The following is a 14,694-nucleotide window of genomic DNA, read 5'->3' as shown; positions in this document are numbered from 1 at the left end:
GCTATTGATAGGGCGCGGCGGCCGGTTCGCTGGTCGCTTCTTCCGGGACATCCTCCCCATGAGGCGGGATCGCGCCGCCGACTTTCCGGCTTTTCCAGACAAAGATCAGCAGCAGAACGGCAAGGCCCGTCGACAGCATGAACGGCGCCTGCGGGGACTGCGCATAAAGCGAAAAGGCGATGGCGGGCGAGACGATGAAGCCGGACGCCGTCGCGGCGCCCGCAAGGCCGATGGCGCCGCCCTGCTCGTCTGGCTCGACGGCAAGCGACGCGGCGGCGGTCACCGCCGGAAACGCCATGCCCGCGCCGAGCCCGCCCGCGACCATGCCGAACACTACTGGCCAGAGCTGGTCGGAAAGCAGGATCGTCAGATGCCCGGCGATTAGCAGCGCCGGCGCGATGCGCATCAGCCGCGCCGGGGAAAGCCGAAGGCGCTGCACGATGACAAGCTGGGCAAACAAAGACGCCATGGCGCTGGCGGTCAGCCCGATGCTCACATAATGCGTCGCTTCCGCGGTCGAATAGCCGAGCCGGTCGATGAAATAGAAGGCGATGGTCTGGATCGGGATCGCGTTGATGACGCTGAACGAAAGCGCCGCAATTAGAAACGCGGTCAGCCGGTCATCGCGCAGTTTCACCCGCCGTCCTTGGCTGCGCTGCGTCGGCCCCGTGCGTTCGGGAAGGAAGGCGAAAACCGCGACCGCCATCACGATCGCGAGCCCCGCGGCCGCGAAAAACGGGACAATCCGCCCCAAGAGCGATGTCGCCGCGCCGAAGCCCGGGCCGAGCATGGCGCCGAAGCCGAAGGCGGCGGAAAAGCTTGCGATGCCGGCGGTGCGGTCGCGTTTCGATGTGCGGTCGGCGATATAGGCTTGTGCGGCTGGCGGGCCGGCGGCGCCGACAATGCCGTAAATGCTGCGCGTCGCGATGATGAGAAGGTAAAGCGGCAGGCCCGCCAAGACGCCCGCAAGCCCCAGCGAAATCGACCCGGCGAAAAGCGTCATCGAAAGCGCGTAGCCGATCATCCCGAGAAGGATGAAGGGCTTGCGGCCCCTGCGGTCGCTCATCCGGCCCCAGATCGGGCCCATGAAGACCCAGGCGGTCGCCGAGACCGCGAATATGAATCCCGTCTGGAAATCCGTAAGGCCGATCTCCCGCGCCAGCGGCGGCAGGACGGAAAAGACGATGGTCTGCCCCATCCCGGCGCAGACGGCGCCCGCAAGCAGGAGCGCAATGGCGATCCGGCGTTGTGTTGGCGTGGTGACGCTGGCGGGGGCGCCCTGATGCGGCGCGGGTGCGGTCATGCGGCGGAAACTCCTCCGCCTCACTCACCATGCTGCGCGCGCGATGGCAATCGCCAATGGCGCCCCCAAACACTCCCTATTGGCGCCAAACATTCCCGCGGCGCCTTGCGGCGTTTCGGTTTCGGCAGTTAAGCTGCTCGTCAAAAGAGGGAGGCGCCGATGAACGGGTCTTTTTCTGCCGAAGGCGGCTGCGCCTGCAAAAAGGTGCGCTACCGGCTGACTGCTCTGCCTTTGTTCGTTCACTGCTGTCATTGCCGCTGGTGCCAGCGCGAGACCGGCGCCTCTTTCGCGCTGAATGCGATGATCGAGATGGAGTGCCTTGAACTGCTCGGCGGTGAAACGGTTTGCGTGGACACGCCGTCGGAAAGCGGACGCGGCCAGAAGATCCATCGTTGTCCCGAATGCCATTTAGCGCTGTGGAGCCATTATGGCGGCGCGGGGCCAGCCATCGCTTTCGTGCGTGTGGGCACGCTCGATGAGCCCGATCTCGTTCCCCCGGACATTCATATCTATACGGCCTCGAAGCAGCCCTGGGTCGAGCTGTCTCATGAGGTCCCTGCCGTCAAAGGCTATTACAAGATGAGCGAATACTGGGCGGAAGAAGACATTGAGCGGCTGAGAACCGCGAAAGAGGCCTACGCGGCCGCTCATGGCTAGCGCCGGCGATTGCCGGGGGCGGTCTTAGCGCCTATATCCCGCCTCTTATGGCGACGCTCGACCTTTCAAAACGCCCGGAAACGCAAGGGTTGGTTAATCTCGCGGGGATGACCCGTCACGAGATCGCGGCCGCTATGGCCGAGGCGTTCGGGCTCGACGCCAAAAAAGCCAAGATGCGCGCGACGCAACTCTGGCGCTGGATCTATCACTACGGCCAGACCGACTTCTTCGCGATGACCGACATCGCGAAGGAGATGCGCGCAGGGCTCGCCGAGAAGTTTGTCGTCGCGCGGCCGGAAGTTGCCGAGCGTCTCGTCTCCGTCGACGGCACGCGCAAATATCTCATTCGCCTGTCGCCGGGCGTCGAAGTCGAATGCGTTTTCATTCCCGATGTGGGCCGCGCCGGCGCGCTTTGCGTCTCGTCCCAAGTCGGCTGCACGCTCGCCTGCACGTTTTGTCATACGGGCACGCAGAAACTCGTCCGCAACCTGACCGCCGCCGAAATCGTCAATCAGGTGATGGCGGTGAAAGACGACCTCGAGGAATGGCCCTCGGGCGGCGAAGACCGGCGGCTTTCCAACATCGTCTTCATGGGCATGGGCGAGCCGCTCTACAATCTCGACAATGTGGGGCGCGCGATTGACGTCATTTCCGACGGCGACGGCATTTCGATCTCGCGCCGCCGCATCACAGTCTCGACCTCCGGCGTCGTTCCGGAGATTCCGCGCCTCGGCGACGTCACCTCGGCGATGCTGGCGATTTCGCTGCACGCCACCAACGACCCGCTGCGCGATGAGCTGGTGCCCATCAACAAGAAATATCCGATTGCGGAATTGATGGACGCTTGCCGCGCCTATCCGGGCCTCGGCAATGCGCGGCGCATCACCTTCGAATATGTCATGCTGCGCGGCGTCAACGACAGTGAAGCCGAAGCGCGCGCGCTGGTAAAGCTCCTCAAGGGCGTTCCCGCCAAGATCAATCTCATCCCGTTCAACCCGTGGCCGGGCGCGCCTTACGAATGTTCAAGCTGGGAGCGCATCGAAGGCTTCGCGGACATCTTGTCCCGCGCCGGCTACGCCTCGCCGATCAGAACGCCCCGCGGCCGGGACATTTTCGCCGCCTGCGGACAATTGAAGTCCGAAAGCGTGAAGAAACGCGCCAGCGACGCCAGGAAAGAGCGGATGGCGTTGTAAGCGCAGTTTCTACGGCGCTTTTACTTTCTCGGACAGCGCTTTATGAAATTCAAGAAATTGCGCTTGCGAGTCAAAGTCTCTTCTTGGGAAAACATGTATTGCCGCCCAATGTTTCTTGAGGATTATGTAATTTTTAGATTTGAAAATCTCGTCAAAACTTTCCCATTTTGAAAGCTCAGAATTTAGCGTTGTGCTCTCGTGTAGTCCTTCTGACGTAATTTCATATTCGTGTTGACCAAGCCCCGTTCTTTGTGAAGCAGATAAAAGGTTTACCCCCAAGCAGAAGGCGAATGTTAATGCGGGTATGGCAATTGTTAGAGCGATTACGAGACAGGCAAGCAATGCCATGATACGCAGATCAAAGTTGCTTTCGCGTACTGCTGAGATGGTGGGGAGCAGCCCAATAACGAAAATAATTCCAACGTATATCCAGTTCCATCGGACCTTAGGCCATAGAATCATGTTGACCCTGATAAGATCTAACCGTGTAATATTTACGTTAACTTGCACCCCACCCCTCCATCAAAAACCCAACTAAGGCCTGTCTTACTGGAAGTAAAATAAGAGAGCAAAAAGCAAGTAGATTTATCGGACGTCTGCCTTCCCCTTCCTTCTCTTCTCAAACGCGGCCATCTGTTCCGGCGTCGCTTCTTTTTGATATTTCGATTTCCACTCCGAATAAGCCATGCCATAGACGCGTTCGCGGGCTTCGTCCTTGGTGAGCGAAACGCCTTCCTTCTCCGCCGCCTCGCGCTGCCAGTCGCCGAGACAGTTGCGGCAGAAATCGGCGAGGATCATCAGGTCGATATTCTGCACGTCCGGGCGGTTCTGAAGATGCGACACAAGCCGCCGGAACGTCGCGGCGTCGATCCTGTCCTGAAGCTCCGGTGAAATCTCGGTCATGGCGTTTATCCTCAAAATCGGTTTTCGTTCATCAGCCTGAAGTGTATTGAGCCTCATGGCGATTTCAATTGGCGACATAACGATTCCCGACTGGGAGCTTGTCGAGACCTTCATCCGCGCCTCCGGGCCCGGCGGACAGAACGTCAACAAGGTCGCGAGCGCGGTGCAGCTGCGCTTTCACGTCAAAAATTCGCCGTCTCTGCCCGAGCCCGTGAAGGCGCGCCTTCGAACCATCGCCGGGCGGCGCATGACCCGCGAGGGCGAGCTCATCATCGAGGCGAAGCGCTTCCGCACGCAGGAGCAGAACCGCGAGGACGCGCGCGAGCGTCTCGCTGCGCTGATCGAACGCGCTGCGACCCCGCCCAAGAAACGGGTGAAGACCCGCGTCTCTGCAAATCAGAAGCGAAAACGCGTTGAGGACAAGCGCCGCCGCTCGGAAGTGAAAGCGGGCAGGGGGAGAGTAACGGGCGATTAGCCGCGCGGCTCACCTCTCCCTTTTTCGCCGCGGCCATGCCACGATAGGCCCATGAAGATGATGCGGCCTTTGTGATGAATCTCAACCCGACCCTCGACGCCGAGGCGCTGCACGACCGCTATGCAGCGAGCGGACGCATTTCGATTCCGAAAATCCTTGTGGAAGAGGATGCGAAGGCGCTGCGCAAGGCGATCGAGAAAGAGCCGCACAAAAATCTCGTCTTTTTCGCCAATGGCAAGCATTTCGATATCGACGCCGCCGGTTGGCGCGATCTCGATGATGAAAAACAGCGCACGACGCAGCAAATCATTCATGCCGAGGCGCAGAAAAGCTTTTCCTATTGCTACGAAAACATCCCAGTCTATGACCGCTGGAAGGCGGGCCGCGAGCTGAGCCCGAAGCTGAAGGCCGCGGTCGAATTCCTCAACAGCGAGCCATTCTTGGCTTTCGTGCGCAAGGTCACCGGCTTTGACGACATCGCCTTCGCGGACGCCCAGGCGACGCTGTACGGGCCGGGACATTTCCTGACGCTCCACAATGACGCCGTCGAGGGCAAGAACCGCCGCGCCGCCTTCGTTCTCAACCTGACCAGGGCGTGGCGCGAGGACTGGGGTGGCTATCTCAATTTCTTCGATGAAGATGGGCATATCGAGGGCGCCTTCATGCCGGCCTTCAATACGCTTAATATGTTTTCGGTGCCGGCGGCGCATTCGGTGGGTTTCGTTTCGCCTTTTGCCGGCGAGGTGCGGGTCTCGGTGACGGGATGGCTGCGGGCCGGCGTTGAAGAAGGCTAATCAGAGTACGGAAGAGATTATTATGGATCGTGCGGCGACCATTCAGGACCAGCGGGCGGAATATCAAAACCGGGGATGGACCCTCGCCCGGAAAGTGATGCCTGTGGAGGTCGCCGATGCGACGCTCTACAAGATGCAGCAGGAACTTGGCGGCGACTGGGAGAGCTATCAGGGCGATTACATCAAGACCTTTTTGACCGACAAAAAAGCCTATGAATGCTACTCCTTCGACTACACGCCCATGGCCATGCTGCAATGGGGCTTGACCTCTTATATGTCGACGGTGGTCGGCAAGGATCTTTTGCCGTCGCATGCCTATTTCCGCGTCTACCGCCAGGGCGACGTCTGTCATCTTCACAGCGACGCCATGAACTGCGAACACGCCATGTCGCTGACCTTGGGCTACTCCAACGATTACATCTGGGAACTGAATATCAGCGACAAATATTACGACGCCAAGGAACGGCGCCCGGCCGACATCGCCAATGAAGAGGGCGAGATCAAGCTGCATGGCGCGCCAATGGGCATCGGCGATGCGGTCATCTATAATGGGATCAACTATCTCCATGGCCGGGTCAGTCCCAATCCCAATCGCTGGTCTGCGCATGTGTTCTTTCACTGGGTCGACCGCGCGGGGAGTTATGCGCGCTACGCCTTCGATGAAAAATGGCGCGATGTGGTGCGTCAGGCGGACTTCAAGTTTCCCGACGACGACGCGCCGGAAAAGGTCAATCCGAACCGCGCGGAAATGGTGAAAGAGCGCGGGCGCTGATCCTCGATCATAATCGGTCCTATAATTATCGGTAAGCCAGTCGCGCGAGACCTCAAACTCGCCTAGACTGCGGGCGGATTGTCCGATTCACCAAAGGGGAGTTTCTCGCATGAAAAAATTCATGATGGCGCTTGGCGCCGTATTTTTTGTCGTGGCCGGAACCGCGTTCGCGGGCGACAAGGCGCTGACGGCCGACACGGCGAAGCGGTTTGTCGCGTCGCTGCCGTCTGTTGAAGACCTCGGCAAGGAGCTGGAGGCCGAAGGCAAGACCGATGAAATGCGGTTCGACACCGATCCGAAAGCGGGCCAGGAGTTCAAGCCCTATTCCAACGCAGTTAAAGCGCTGAAGGCGAAATACCCGTCCGACTACGGACGGCTTTCCATGGCGGTGAAACCTCATGGGTTCAGCGCCGAGGAATGGGGCGCCGCGGGCGACAAGGTGATGATCGCTTACATGGCGCTGAAAATGGAGAAGGAAAGTCCGGACGCCATGGCGCAGATGCAGGCCATGGACCCCGCCATGTTAGACATGATGCCGCCGGAAATGAAGGCGCAGATGGCGCAGATGAAAGCGATGATGGAGACCGTCGCCGCCGCCTCGCCCGAGGACAAGAAGGCCGTAGCCGAGGTTGAGGGCGAGCTTGACGCCTATATGGATGCGCAGGCCGAGAGCTGATCGGCGCTATTATCGCCCGCTTTGCGGAACCGGCCCGGACGTGGTTTGATCCCCGTCCGGGTTTTCTTTTTGGAGGGCGAGGAATGAAGTATTTTGCGGCGGTTGCGGCGGCGGGGCTGTCCCTCATGGCGCCGGCCTTGGCTGAGAGCGCGGGCGCGGTCGCGGCGGCGCGGGACTGGCGGGCGGACCATGGCGCGGAGATCCTCGCCGGTTTTGTCGATCTTCTGTCGCTCCCTAATGACGCCAATGACGCGGAGAACATCCGCCGCAACGCTGATTATATAACCGCGTTGTTCGCCGAACGCGGCTTCGAGATGGCGCTTTTGGAAAGCGATGAGGCCCCGCCGCTGATCTATGGCCTGCGCGAAACCCCAGGCGCGGCGCGCACCATTGCCATCTATGTGCATTATGACGGCCAGCCGACGGAGCCGGCCGACTGGACCCATCCGCCGTTCGAGCCGCGGCTTTACACGCGCGCCATGACCGAGGGCGGGGAGGAAATTGCGTTTCCAAAACGCGGCGAGCCGGTCGACGAAGACTGGCGGATTTACGCGCGCTCCGCGAGCGACGACAAGGCGCCGATCCCGGCGCTCCTGGCCACCATCGATGCGCTCGATGAAGCAGGTATCGGCTTTACGTCGAACATCAAACTCATTTTCGACGGGGAGGAGGAGGCGGGTTCGGATTATCTCGACGATTATCTTCGTCTCCATGCCGACAAGTTCGCCGATGTGGATCTTTGGCTGTTTTGCGACGGGCCGACACATCAGAGCGGGCGCCCGCAACTGGTTTTCGGCGTGCGCGGCGTCACCGGGCTCGACGTCACCGTCTACGGGCCCAATCGCGGCCTTCACAGCGGCCATTACGGCAATTGGGCGCCGGGGCCGGGCTGGCGCCTGGCGCAGCTTCTCGCCAGCATGAAGGATGAAAAGGGCCGTGTGCTGATAAAGGATTTCTACAAATCCTCTGCGCCGATTTCGAAGGCCGAGCGCGCGGCCATTGCCGCAATGCCCGATACAGACGCAACGTTGCGCGAAACATTTGGTCTTGCTGAAACGGAAATGGACAATGCGCCGCTCGGCGAAAGGCTGCTGTTGCCAGCGCTGAATCTCAAAGGCCTCAAAAGCGCGGAAGTCGGCGCGCTTTCCCGCAACGTCATTCCGCCGACAGCGACAGCCTCGATCGGCCTGCGTCTTGTAAAAGGCAATGATCCCGATGCGATGCTGGACCTTGTCGAGGCGCATATTGAGAAACAGGGATTTTTTATTGTCCGCGAAGATCCCGACGCCGCCATGCGCGCAAAGCATCCGCTGATCGCCAAAGTGACGCGCAGCGGCGGCTATCCCGCCATGCGCAGCAATATGGACGATGCGCGCGTCGCGCCGCTAATTGCCGCGCTGAAAGACGCGGCGGGCGAAGACCTGATCCTCAATCCGAGCCTTGGCGGTTCGCTGCCGCTTTATATGTTCGAAAGCGTTTCCGACGCGCCCATCGTCATCCTGCCCATCGCCAATTACGATAACAACCAGCATTCGGCGGATGAAAACATCCGCCTCGGCAATCTCTTTTACGGCGTCGACGCCTATGCGGCCGTCTTGACTATGGCTGCCGAATAGCCGGGAGCGTCCGCCGCAGCTCAGCTCTGGGACGAGGGGAGGCGCTGCGGCGGAGGCCCGAGGGCAATCCGCGCGGGGCGATCCTCATGCATCGGGGCGCTAACGGGATCAGCGTGCGGACAAAGGTGAAACGCGGGGCCTCGAAAATTCCGGCGCTCTTTTCCTAAATTTTTTTGCGACGGAATTTGAAGGGTTCGCGCGTTGGAAAGGCGCCGGACTGATTCATCCTCTCATTTCCATAGGCCCCTCATGAAGCCGACACTGCAGATCGCCCTGATCGCCGCCGCCGCAACGCTCATCACCGCCTGCGCCTCGCCCAAACGCGGCGGACCGGGCGAAGGTTTTGGCCCGCGCGCCGGCGGCGCCGGCGTCGGGATCGGGCGGCCCTCGGCCTTGCTCGCCGCCGCCCGCGAGCAACAGGCGAAAGAAGGTTGTGCAAAGGCCGCGCCCGCCTATCGCATCGTGGCGAGCTACGGCGACGGATATGAAATCGCCCAATATGAACTCGGCGCCTGTCTTCTTGAGATGACCGGCGCGAGCGATGCGGAAACCGCGCTCTTCCGTCAGGAAGGCGTCTTCTGGCTCAGCCGCGCCGCCTGGGCCGGCGATCCGCGCGCGCAAGGCGCGCTTGCGCAGGCGTTGAGCGGCGCGCCGGGGTTCGCCGCATCGCATCTGGCGCCCGATCCTGAGGCGGCGCTGATGTGGTCCATTGTTTACATGTCGAATGGCGCGCGCGACACATATGCGTTGCGGCCTATCCCTTCGCTGGTGAGCGATCATCTGAAGAACGTCGTCTCTGCCGCGATGTCGGACAGCGCGTATGAAAAAGCCGCACAATTTGCGCGCGTGACCATGGAGGCGTTTGTCGCGCCGCCCATGGCGCAGAATGCCGGCGGGCCGCAACGCAGGTCTCAGGGCGGACGCGACGGCGGAGGCCGCCCGCCGCGCCGGCAAATTGAAACCGCGCGGCCTTGAAACTCTGACGCGAGCCCTGCAGTCTCCTTTTCGCAAACGGCGAGGGGCGATCATGATCGGGAAGAGATGGATGTGGCTTGCGCCGCTGCTGGCGCTGGCGGCTTGCGCAACAGGAGCCAAAACGCAAGCGGCAGACAACAGAAGCTGGCCCACGCTTGATGGAAAGCCGCCGCTGGTCATCGCTCATCGCGGCGCCAGCGGCTATCTGCCCGAACACACGCTGGAGGCTTACGGCCTCGCGATCGAACAGGGCGCCGATGTGATCGAACCCGATCTTGTTTTCACGAAAGACGGCGTCCTTGTCGCCCGTCATGACCGCTACCTTTCGACAACGACCGATGTCGCCGATCACCCTGAATTCGCGGAGCGTAAAAAGCCGAACGCAGACCCCGATGGCGCGCCGCGCGACGACTGGTGGGTTGAGGATTTCACGCTTGCGGAGCTGAAAACACTGCGCGCGGTGCAGCCCTTTCCCGGCCGCTCTAAAGACTATGACGGGCTTTATGAAATCCCGACCTTTGCGGAAGTGCTGGCCTTCGTTTCAACGCGGGCGAAGGAGGCGGGCCGTTCCGTCGGCGTCTACCCGGAAACCAAACATCTCGGCTATTTTCAATCCATCGGCATGGATTTCGAGCAGCCCTTGCTCGCCGCGCTAGAGAGTTTCGATGCGGGGCCGGTCTTCATCCAGTCCTTCGAAGCGGACATCCTGAAGCGCCTCAAAGGCAAGACGGACGCGAAACTCGTGCAGCTTGTCTATGAAGAAACGCCGGGAGCGGGACCGAATATTCCGCTCTCGGAGGTTGCGGAATATGCAGATGGGGTCGGGCCCACGAAAGATCTAATCAGGCCGTCATTTGGCGAAACCACATCACTTGTGGCTGATGCTCATGGGTTGGGATTGGCCGTTCACCCATGGACGTTTCGGCTCGATCAGCCAAATCGAAATGTGGGGACGCTTTTAGGTCTCATCATCGAGCTCCCCGAGGAAAATACGAAAAACACGCCTGCCCTAACGACGGAAGGCGATAAGACTGAATTCGCGCAGCAGGAAACGATCGACGATATGCTGTTTCGCGCAGAGTTCGAGTTCTTCTTTGACGAAGGGGTCGATGGCCTGTTCACCGATTTCCCAGATGCGGCGGTGAAAGCTCGCTCAGAGATACGGCCAGGAGCGTCAATAACGCCGGAACTTGCCCCTGCGCCCCGCATCGCATAGCCTCTTGGCAACCCGCCGGGCGCTGCCCGGCGCAGCCATATCCGGAGTATCTGAATGACTTTTTCGCGCAAATCTCTTCTCGCCGCCGTTGCTTTTTCGGCCCTTCTCGCCGCCTGCGGCCAGGAAGGATCGTCAGCGCCCGGCGCATCGTCTGGGGCCGCAACGGAAGAAACCGCGCAGACGGACTCGGAAAAGATCAACGCGTGGTTTGAGCAACAGTTCGAGGAGGGTGTCGCCCGCTCGCCCATGACCCAGACGTTTCTCGGGCGCAAAACCAATTACGGCGAATGGGACAATGCGACGGATGAATATGCGCGCGAAACGCATGAGCTCGAACAGGCGGCGCTTGCCGAGATGCGCGAGACCTTCGACTTTGATGCGCTCGATCCGTCGGCGCAGCTTTCCTATCGCCTGTTTGAATATGAAGCCGAACAGTCGGACCGGAATTTCGCGTGGCGCAATCACTGGTACGAGTTCAGTCAGTTCCGCGGACCGCATTCCTCCGTGCCGGCTTTCCTCATCAACCAGCACCGGGTCGATACGCTGGAAGACGCCGAGGCCTATATCTCCCGCCTTCGCGGCGTCAAAACCTATCTCGCCCAGCATCAGGACAACGCCGAGGCGCAGTTCGCCAATGGCGTGAACCCGCCGAAATGGTCTTATCCGCAGATGATCGCGACGTCGCAGAATATCATTTCCGGCGCGCCTTTCGATGACAGCGGCAAGACATCGACCATCCTCGAAGACTTCAACAAGAAGGTGAATGCGCTCGAAGTCAGCGACGAAGTGAAGGAGGATCTGCGGGCGCAAGCGACCGACGCCATGCTGAACTCGGTGAAGCCCGCTTATGAATCGCTCATCGCCATGTTCGAGGAACAGATGGAGACGGCGACCGGCGATGACGGCGCGTGGAAGCTTCCCGATGGCGGCGCCTATTACGCCAATCGCCTGCAGCAAATGACGACGACTGACATGAGCGCGCAAGAAATTCACGATCTCGGCCTTTCCGAGGTCGCGCGCATTCACGCCGAAATGGAAGAAATCAAGAATGCGGTCGGTTTCAGCGGGACGCTGCAGGAATTCTTCGTCTATATGCGCGAAGACCCGGATGAGCGCTTCACTTATCCGAATAATGATGAAGGCCGGGAGAAGTATCTCGCTGAGGCGACGGCGATCATCGACAATATGCGCGGGCGTCTCGACGAGTTGTTCCTGACGAAGCCCGAGGCGGCGCTGATCGTCAAACGGGTCGAGCCTTTCCGTGAACGTTCGGCGGGCAAGGCCTTCTATCAGCGCCCGGCGCCGGATGGGTCGCGTCCCGGCATCTATTACGCCAATCTCTACAATATGGCCGACATGCCGATCTATCAGATGGAAGCGCTCGCCTATCATGAAGGCATCCCTGGCCATCACATGCAGCTCGCCATCGCGCAGGAGCTTGAAGACGTGCCGAGCTTCCGCAGGTTTGGCGGATTTACGGCGTATACGGAAGGATGGGGGCTTTATTCGGAATATATCCCCAAAGAGATGGGCCTTTACGAAGACCCTTATTCCGACTTTGGACGTCTCGCCATGGAGCTGTGGCGTGCGGCGCGTCTCGTCGTCGATTCCGGTCTTCATGACAAGCGCTGGACCCGCGAAGAGGCGATCGACTATCTCCTTGAAAACACGCCGAATCCCGAAGGCGACTGCGTTAAAGCGATCGAGCGCTATATCGTCATGCCGGGCCAGGCCACGGCCTACAAAGTCGGCATGCTGAAAATGCTTGAGCTTCGCGGCCGCGCAGAAACGGCTCTGGGCGACGGGTTCGACGTGCGCGAGTTCCATGACGTGGTCCTGAGGGACGGCGCCGTGCCGCTCGCGATCCTTGAGGAGAATGTCGACGCCTGGATTGCGAAGAAGCAGTCGAGCTAGGCGCCGGATTCAGGAACGCGCCGCACGGGAGTTCCCGCGCGGCGCGTTTTCTTTTATGTCTCGCTGATGCAAGCCGAATCGCGCCCGCCTTTGTCCGCTTATATCCGCACGCTCAACGAAGCGCGGATGATCGGCGACGTAGTGCGTGCGGCGTTGCAAGTCGCCGACGAGGTCGTCGTCATCGATTCCGGATCGACCGACGGGACTAAGGAGATTGCGCGCGACGCCGGCGCCCGCGTCATAGAGCATGGATGGCTCGGAAACGGGTTTCAAAAGCGTCTTGCGGAAGACGCCTGCGCTCATGACTGGCTGCTCGATCTCGATGCGGACGAAATCGTCAGCCCTGAACTGGCGGCGGAAATTGCGGCGTTGTTCGCCGGCGGCGAGCCACCCCATAAAATCTACCGCACCATGCTCGCGCTTGTGCCCCCGGTGGGGAAGCCCTGGCGCGGTTTCGGGCTGCAGGTCCGGCACAAGCTTTACAACCGCCGCGCCGTTCGCGCGCCGGCGCACAAAGCCTGGGATCAGTTCGATATTCCCGAAGGCGTGGTTGTCGGGCGGCTGAAAGAACCGGTTTTGCACTACGCCTTCACCGGCGCCGCGCAGTTCATGGGCAAGCTCAACCGCAACTCGACGGTCCGCGCCGAAGCGCTGAAGCTGAAATCGAGGCCCTATCTCGCCCTTCGGATCCTTTTCGGATTTCCGTTTTACTTCGCTAAGAAATATCTCTTGCAGCAATATTTCCGCGGCGGCGTTTACGGTTTCGCGCTTGCTTCCATGTCGGCTTACGGCCGCTGGCTGCGGGACGTCAAAATGTGGGAGCGCGCGCATGGGGGTGCGCGCGCTCCGTCAGACAAAAACATCAACTAGCTTAGTATCGTCCGCCCCTCGTGTAATCGAGCACGCGGCGTGCTTCGTAAACGCTGGCGCTGCGCGGCGGCGGATTGTTGCCCATGATGACTTCGATCACGACCAGCGCGTCGTCATCGTAACGCGAGTCATAGCGCGGGCGCTCGTAATAACTGTCATTATAGGAACGGTAGGGCTCATAGCGGCGGAAATCGTCGTCGCGGAAGGTGCTGTTGCGGCTGATGATCTGGAACCAGTCATAACGCTGATCGAGGGTCAGCTCCGCCGCGCGCCGCAATGCCCAATCTTGCGCCAGTTGCAAGTCGCCATTCTCGATGCGGTACTGTACGCGGTAACGGTTATCGTCAAGCCGCGCTTCGGAATAGCCGTCTTCATATTGTGAATTCGAGGGTCCGTAGACCGGGCCATAAGCGCCCGTCGTACACCCGGCCATCGCCAGCGCGCCAAGCGCTGCAAACGCATAAAACTTCATCACGCCCTCCTTTTCGGCACGGGAGGGAAACAATCGGGAATGTTAATGGTTCCGGCCGGATTCGCCGCCTAGTCGGCGTAATAATCCTTGACCAGATTAAGCTCTTCGAGCTTCGGCTCGTCGTAGCCGCTGCCTTCGATGTTCGGCCGCGCCGGCAGCTTGATGGGATCGAAAGCTTCCCTGTTGAACTCGTAAGGCACGCGGTCGAGGATCGCACGAATGATGTTGAGGCGCGCCTTCTCCTTGTCGTCGCCATCGACAACGAGCCAAGGCGCTTCATCGCTGCTCGTCAGCGCAAACATCTTGTCGCGATATTTGGTGAATTCGATCCAGAGGTCGCGGGCTTTCAGATCGATAGGTGAAAGCTTCCAGCGCTTCCGGGGATCGCAGGCCCGGTCCTGAAAACGCTGCTCCTGTTCCTCCGCAGAGACGTGAATCCAGAATTTGATGAGAATCATGCCGCTGTCGATCAGCATTTTTTCAAATTGCGGGACCTCGCGCAGGAAGAGTTCGTGCTCTTCCTTTGTGCAAAACCCCATCACCGGTTCGACAACGGCGCGGTTATACCACGACCGGTCGAAAAGCGCGATTTCGCCGCCCGACGGCAGATGCGCGGTATAGCGTTCAAAATACCATTGCGTGCGTTCGCGGTCGGAAGGTTTGGGCAGGGCGACGATGCGCCAGATGCGCGGGTTCATGCGGCGCATGATCGTTTTGATGGCGCCGCCTTTTCCCGCGGCGTCTCGCCCCTCAAAGATGATGGCGACTTTCATTCCCTTGCGCGCAACAGTTTCCTGAAGCTTCGCCAACTCGAACTCGAGTTCGGGCAGTTCTTTTTCGAATTGTTTTTTCTTCATG

The 14,694-nt window shown here is 60.2% G+C and carries 16 protein-coding genes; 11 read left to right on the top strand and 5 right to left on the bottom strand.

Features of this window, described 5'->3' with window-relative positions:
• Nucleotide 1: 1 nt before the first annotated feature.
• Entirely contained in the window at nt 2-1,303 is a 1,302-nt protein-coding gene (locus tag ACQY5P_RS12055; protein ID WP_428407114.1) for an MFS transporter, read from the bottom strand.
• A gap of 159 nt (nt 1,304-1,462) precedes the next feature.
• On the opposite strand from ACQY5P_RS12055, the gene ACQY5P_RS12050 reads away from it, so the two are divergent.
• The gene (locus ACQY5P_RS12050) at nt 1,463-1,960 is read left to right on the top strand and encodes a GFA family protein (protein WP_428407113.1); all 498 of its coding nucleotides are present in this window, start codon (nt 1,463-1,465) and stop codon (nt 1,958-1,960) included.
• A gap of 47 nt (nt 1,961-2,007) precedes the next feature.
• Nucleotides 2,008-3,153 (top strand): 23S rRNA (adenine(2503)-C(2))-methyltransferase RlmN, encoded by a 1,146-nt coding sequence (rlmN, locus tag ACQY5P_RS12045; RefSeq protein ID WP_428407112.1) that lies wholly within the window; start codon nt 2,008-2,010, stop codon nt 3,151-3,153.
• Between the two features lie 9 nt (nt 3,154-3,162).
• Here the strand turns inward: rlmN and ACQY5P_RS12040 are convergent, their stop codons facing one another.
• The gene (locus tag ACQY5P_RS12040; RefSeq protein WP_428407111.1) at nt 3,163-3,663 is read right to left on the bottom strand and encodes a YcxB family protein; all 501 of its coding nucleotides are present in this window, start codon (nt 3,661-3,663) and stop codon (nt 3,163-3,165) included.
• A 75-nt stretch (nt 3,664-3,738) separates the two neighbouring features.
• Entirely contained in the window at nt 3,739-4,056 is a 318-nt protein-coding gene (locus ACQY5P_RS12035; protein WP_428407110.1) for a DUF1244 domain-containing protein, read from the bottom strand.
• Nucleotides 4,057-4,111: 55 nt separating this feature from the next.
• Here ACQY5P_RS12035 and arfB point away from each other — a divergent pair, with 55 nt between their 5' ends.
• The 9 genes from arfB (at nt 4,112) to ACQY5P_RS11990 (ending at nt 13,364) form a co-directional block, all read left to right on the top strand.
• Nucleotides 4,112-4,531, top strand: a complete 420-nt coding sequence (arfB, locus tag ACQY5P_RS12030; protein ID WP_428407109.1) for an alternative ribosome rescue aminoacyl-tRNA hydrolase ArfB — start codon at nt 4,112-4,114, stop codon at nt 4,529-4,531.
• Between the two features lie 74 nt (nt 4,532-4,605).
• Nucleotides 4,606-5,325, top strand: coding sequence for a 2OG-Fe(II) oxygenase (locus ACQY5P_RS12025; RefSeq protein ID WP_428410656.1), 720 nt, complete (start codon nt 4,606-4,608; stop codon nt 5,323-5,325).
• Nucleotides 5,326-5,347: 22 nt separating this feature from the next.
• A complete protein-coding gene (locus ACQY5P_RS12020; RefSeq protein ID WP_428407108.1) occupies nt 5,348-6,097 on the top strand; it encodes a hypothetical protein in 750 nt (249 codons plus the stop codon).
• Nucleotides 6,098-6,206: 109 nt separating this feature from the next.
• Nucleotides 6,207-6,773 (top strand): hypothetical protein, encoded by a 567-nt coding sequence (locus tag ACQY5P_RS12015; RefSeq protein ID WP_428407107.1) that lies wholly within the window; start codon nt 6,207-6,209, stop codon nt 6,771-6,773.
• 83 nt (nt 6,774-6,856) lie between these two features.
• Nucleotides 6,857-8,389: a M20/M25/M40 family metallo-hydrolase gene (locus tag ACQY5P_RS12010; protein ID WP_428407106.1), complete on the top strand. Its 1,533-nt coding sequence runs from the start codon at nt 6,857-6,859 to the stop codon at nt 8,387-8,389.
• 249 nt (nt 8,390-8,638) lie between these two features.
• Nucleotides 8,639-9,364, top strand: a complete 726-nt coding sequence (locus ACQY5P_RS12005) for a hypothetical protein (RefSeq protein WP_428407105.1) — start codon at nt 8,639-8,641, stop codon at nt 9,362-9,364.
• A gap of 52 nt (nt 9,365-9,416) precedes the next feature.
• Nucleotides 9,417-10,580 carry a glycerophosphodiester phosphodiesterase family protein gene (locus ACQY5P_RS12000; RefSeq protein ID WP_428407104.1) on the top strand — a complete coding sequence of 388 codons (1,164 nt, stop codon included), beginning with the start codon at nt 9,417-9,419 and terminating at the stop codon, nt 10,578-10,580.
• 54 nt (nt 10,581-10,634) lie between these two features.
• Entirely contained in the window at nt 10,635-12,494 is a 1,860-nt protein-coding gene (locus ACQY5P_RS11995) for a DUF885 domain-containing protein (protein ID WP_428407103.1), read from the top strand.
• 66 nt (nt 12,495-12,560) lie between these two features.
• Nucleotides 12,561-13,364: a glycosyltransferase family 2 protein gene (locus ACQY5P_RS11990; protein WP_428407102.1), complete on the top strand. Its 804-nt coding sequence runs from the start codon at nt 12,561-12,563 to the stop codon at nt 13,362-13,364.
• A 1-nt stretch (nt 13,365) separates the two neighbouring features.
• Here the strand turns inward: ACQY5P_RS11990 and ACQY5P_RS11985 are convergent, their stop codons facing one another.
• Together ACQY5P_RS11985 and ppk2 are read right to left on the bottom strand one after the other, a co-directional pair.
• Nucleotides 13,366-13,836 (bottom strand): CC0125/CC1285 family lipoprotein, encoded by a 471-nt coding sequence (locus ACQY5P_RS11985; RefSeq protein ID WP_428407101.1) that lies wholly within the window; start codon nt 13,834-13,836, stop codon nt 13,366-13,368.
• Nucleotides 13,837-13,904: 68 nt separating this feature from the next.
• Entirely contained in the window at nt 13,905-14,693 is a 789-nt protein-coding gene (gene ppk2 / locus ACQY5P_RS11980; protein ID WP_428407100.1) for a polyphosphate kinase 2, read from the bottom strand.
• Nucleotide 14,694: the final 1 nt, after the last annotated feature.

The sequence above is a fragment of the Hyphococcus sp. genome, from assembly GCF_965267305.1.
Classification (GTDB): domain Bacteria; phylum Pseudomonadota; class Alphaproteobacteria; order Caulobacterales; family Parvularculaceae; genus Hyphococcus.
Note: the sequence above shows the minus strand (reverse complement) of the source record. Positions and strands in the feature narration are given on the sequence as shown.

What these genes read in the sequence shown, in the direction of transcription:
- ACQY5P_RS12055 (WP_428407114.1), bottom strand. Translation starts at nt 1,303, where the DNA reads ATGACCGCACCCGCGCCGCATCAGGGCGCCCCCGCCAGCGTCACCACG.
- ACQY5P_RS12050 (WP_428407113.1), top strand. Translation starts at nt 1,463, where the DNA reads ATGAACGGGTCTTTTTCTGCCGAAGGCGGCTGCGCCTGCAAAAAGGTG.
- rlmN (WP_428407112.1), top strand. Translation starts at nt 2,008, where the DNA reads ATGGCGACGCTCGACCTTTCAAAACGCCCGGAAACGCAAGGGTTGGTT.
- ACQY5P_RS12035 (WP_428407110.1), bottom strand. Translation starts at nt 4,056, where the DNA reads ATGACCGAGATTTCACCGGAGCTTCAGGACAGGATCGACGCCGCGACG.
- arfB (WP_428407109.1), top strand. Translation starts at nt 4,112, where the DNA reads ATGGCGATTTCAATTGGCGACATAACGATTCCCGACTGGGAGCTTGTC.
- ACQY5P_RS12025 (WP_428410656.1), top strand. Translation starts at nt 4,606, where the DNA reads ATGAATCTCAACCCGACCCTCGACGCCGAGGCGCTGCACGACCGCTAT.
- ACQY5P_RS12020 (WP_428407108.1), top strand. Translation starts at nt 5,348, where the DNA reads ATGGATCGTGCGGCGACCATTCAGGACCAGCGGGCGGAATATCAAAAC.
- ACQY5P_RS12015 (WP_428407107.1), top strand. Translation starts at nt 6,207, where the DNA reads ATGAAAAAATTCATGATGGCGCTTGGCGCCGTATTTTTTGTCGTGGCC.
- ACQY5P_RS12010 (WP_428407106.1), top strand. Translation starts at nt 6,857, where the DNA reads ATGAAGTATTTTGCGGCGGTTGCGGCGGCGGGGCTGTCCCTCATGGCG.
- ACQY5P_RS12005 (WP_428407105.1), top strand. Translation starts at nt 8,639, where the DNA reads ATGAAGCCGACACTGCAGATCGCCCTGATCGCCGCCGCCGCAACGCTC.
- ACQY5P_RS12000 (WP_428407104.1), top strand. Translation starts at nt 9,417, where the DNA reads ATGATCGGGAAGAGATGGATGTGGCTTGCGCCGCTGCTGGCGCTGGCG.
- ACQY5P_RS11995 (WP_428407103.1), top strand. Translation starts at nt 10,635, where the DNA reads ATGACTTTTTCGCGCAAATCTCTTCTCGCCGCCGTTGCTTTTTCGGCC.
- ACQY5P_RS11990 (WP_428407102.1), top strand. Translation starts at nt 12,561, where the DNA reads ATGCAAGCCGAATCGCGCCCGCCTTTGTCCGCTTATATCCGCACGCTC.
- ACQY5P_RS11985 (WP_428407101.1), bottom strand. Translation starts at nt 13,836, where the DNA reads ATGAAGTTTTATGCGTTTGCAGCGCTTGGCGCGCTGGCGATGGCCGGG.
- ppk2 (WP_428407100.1), bottom strand. Translation starts at nt 14,693, where the DNA reads ATGAAGAAAAAACAATTCGAAAAAGAACTGCCCGAACTCGAGTTCGAG.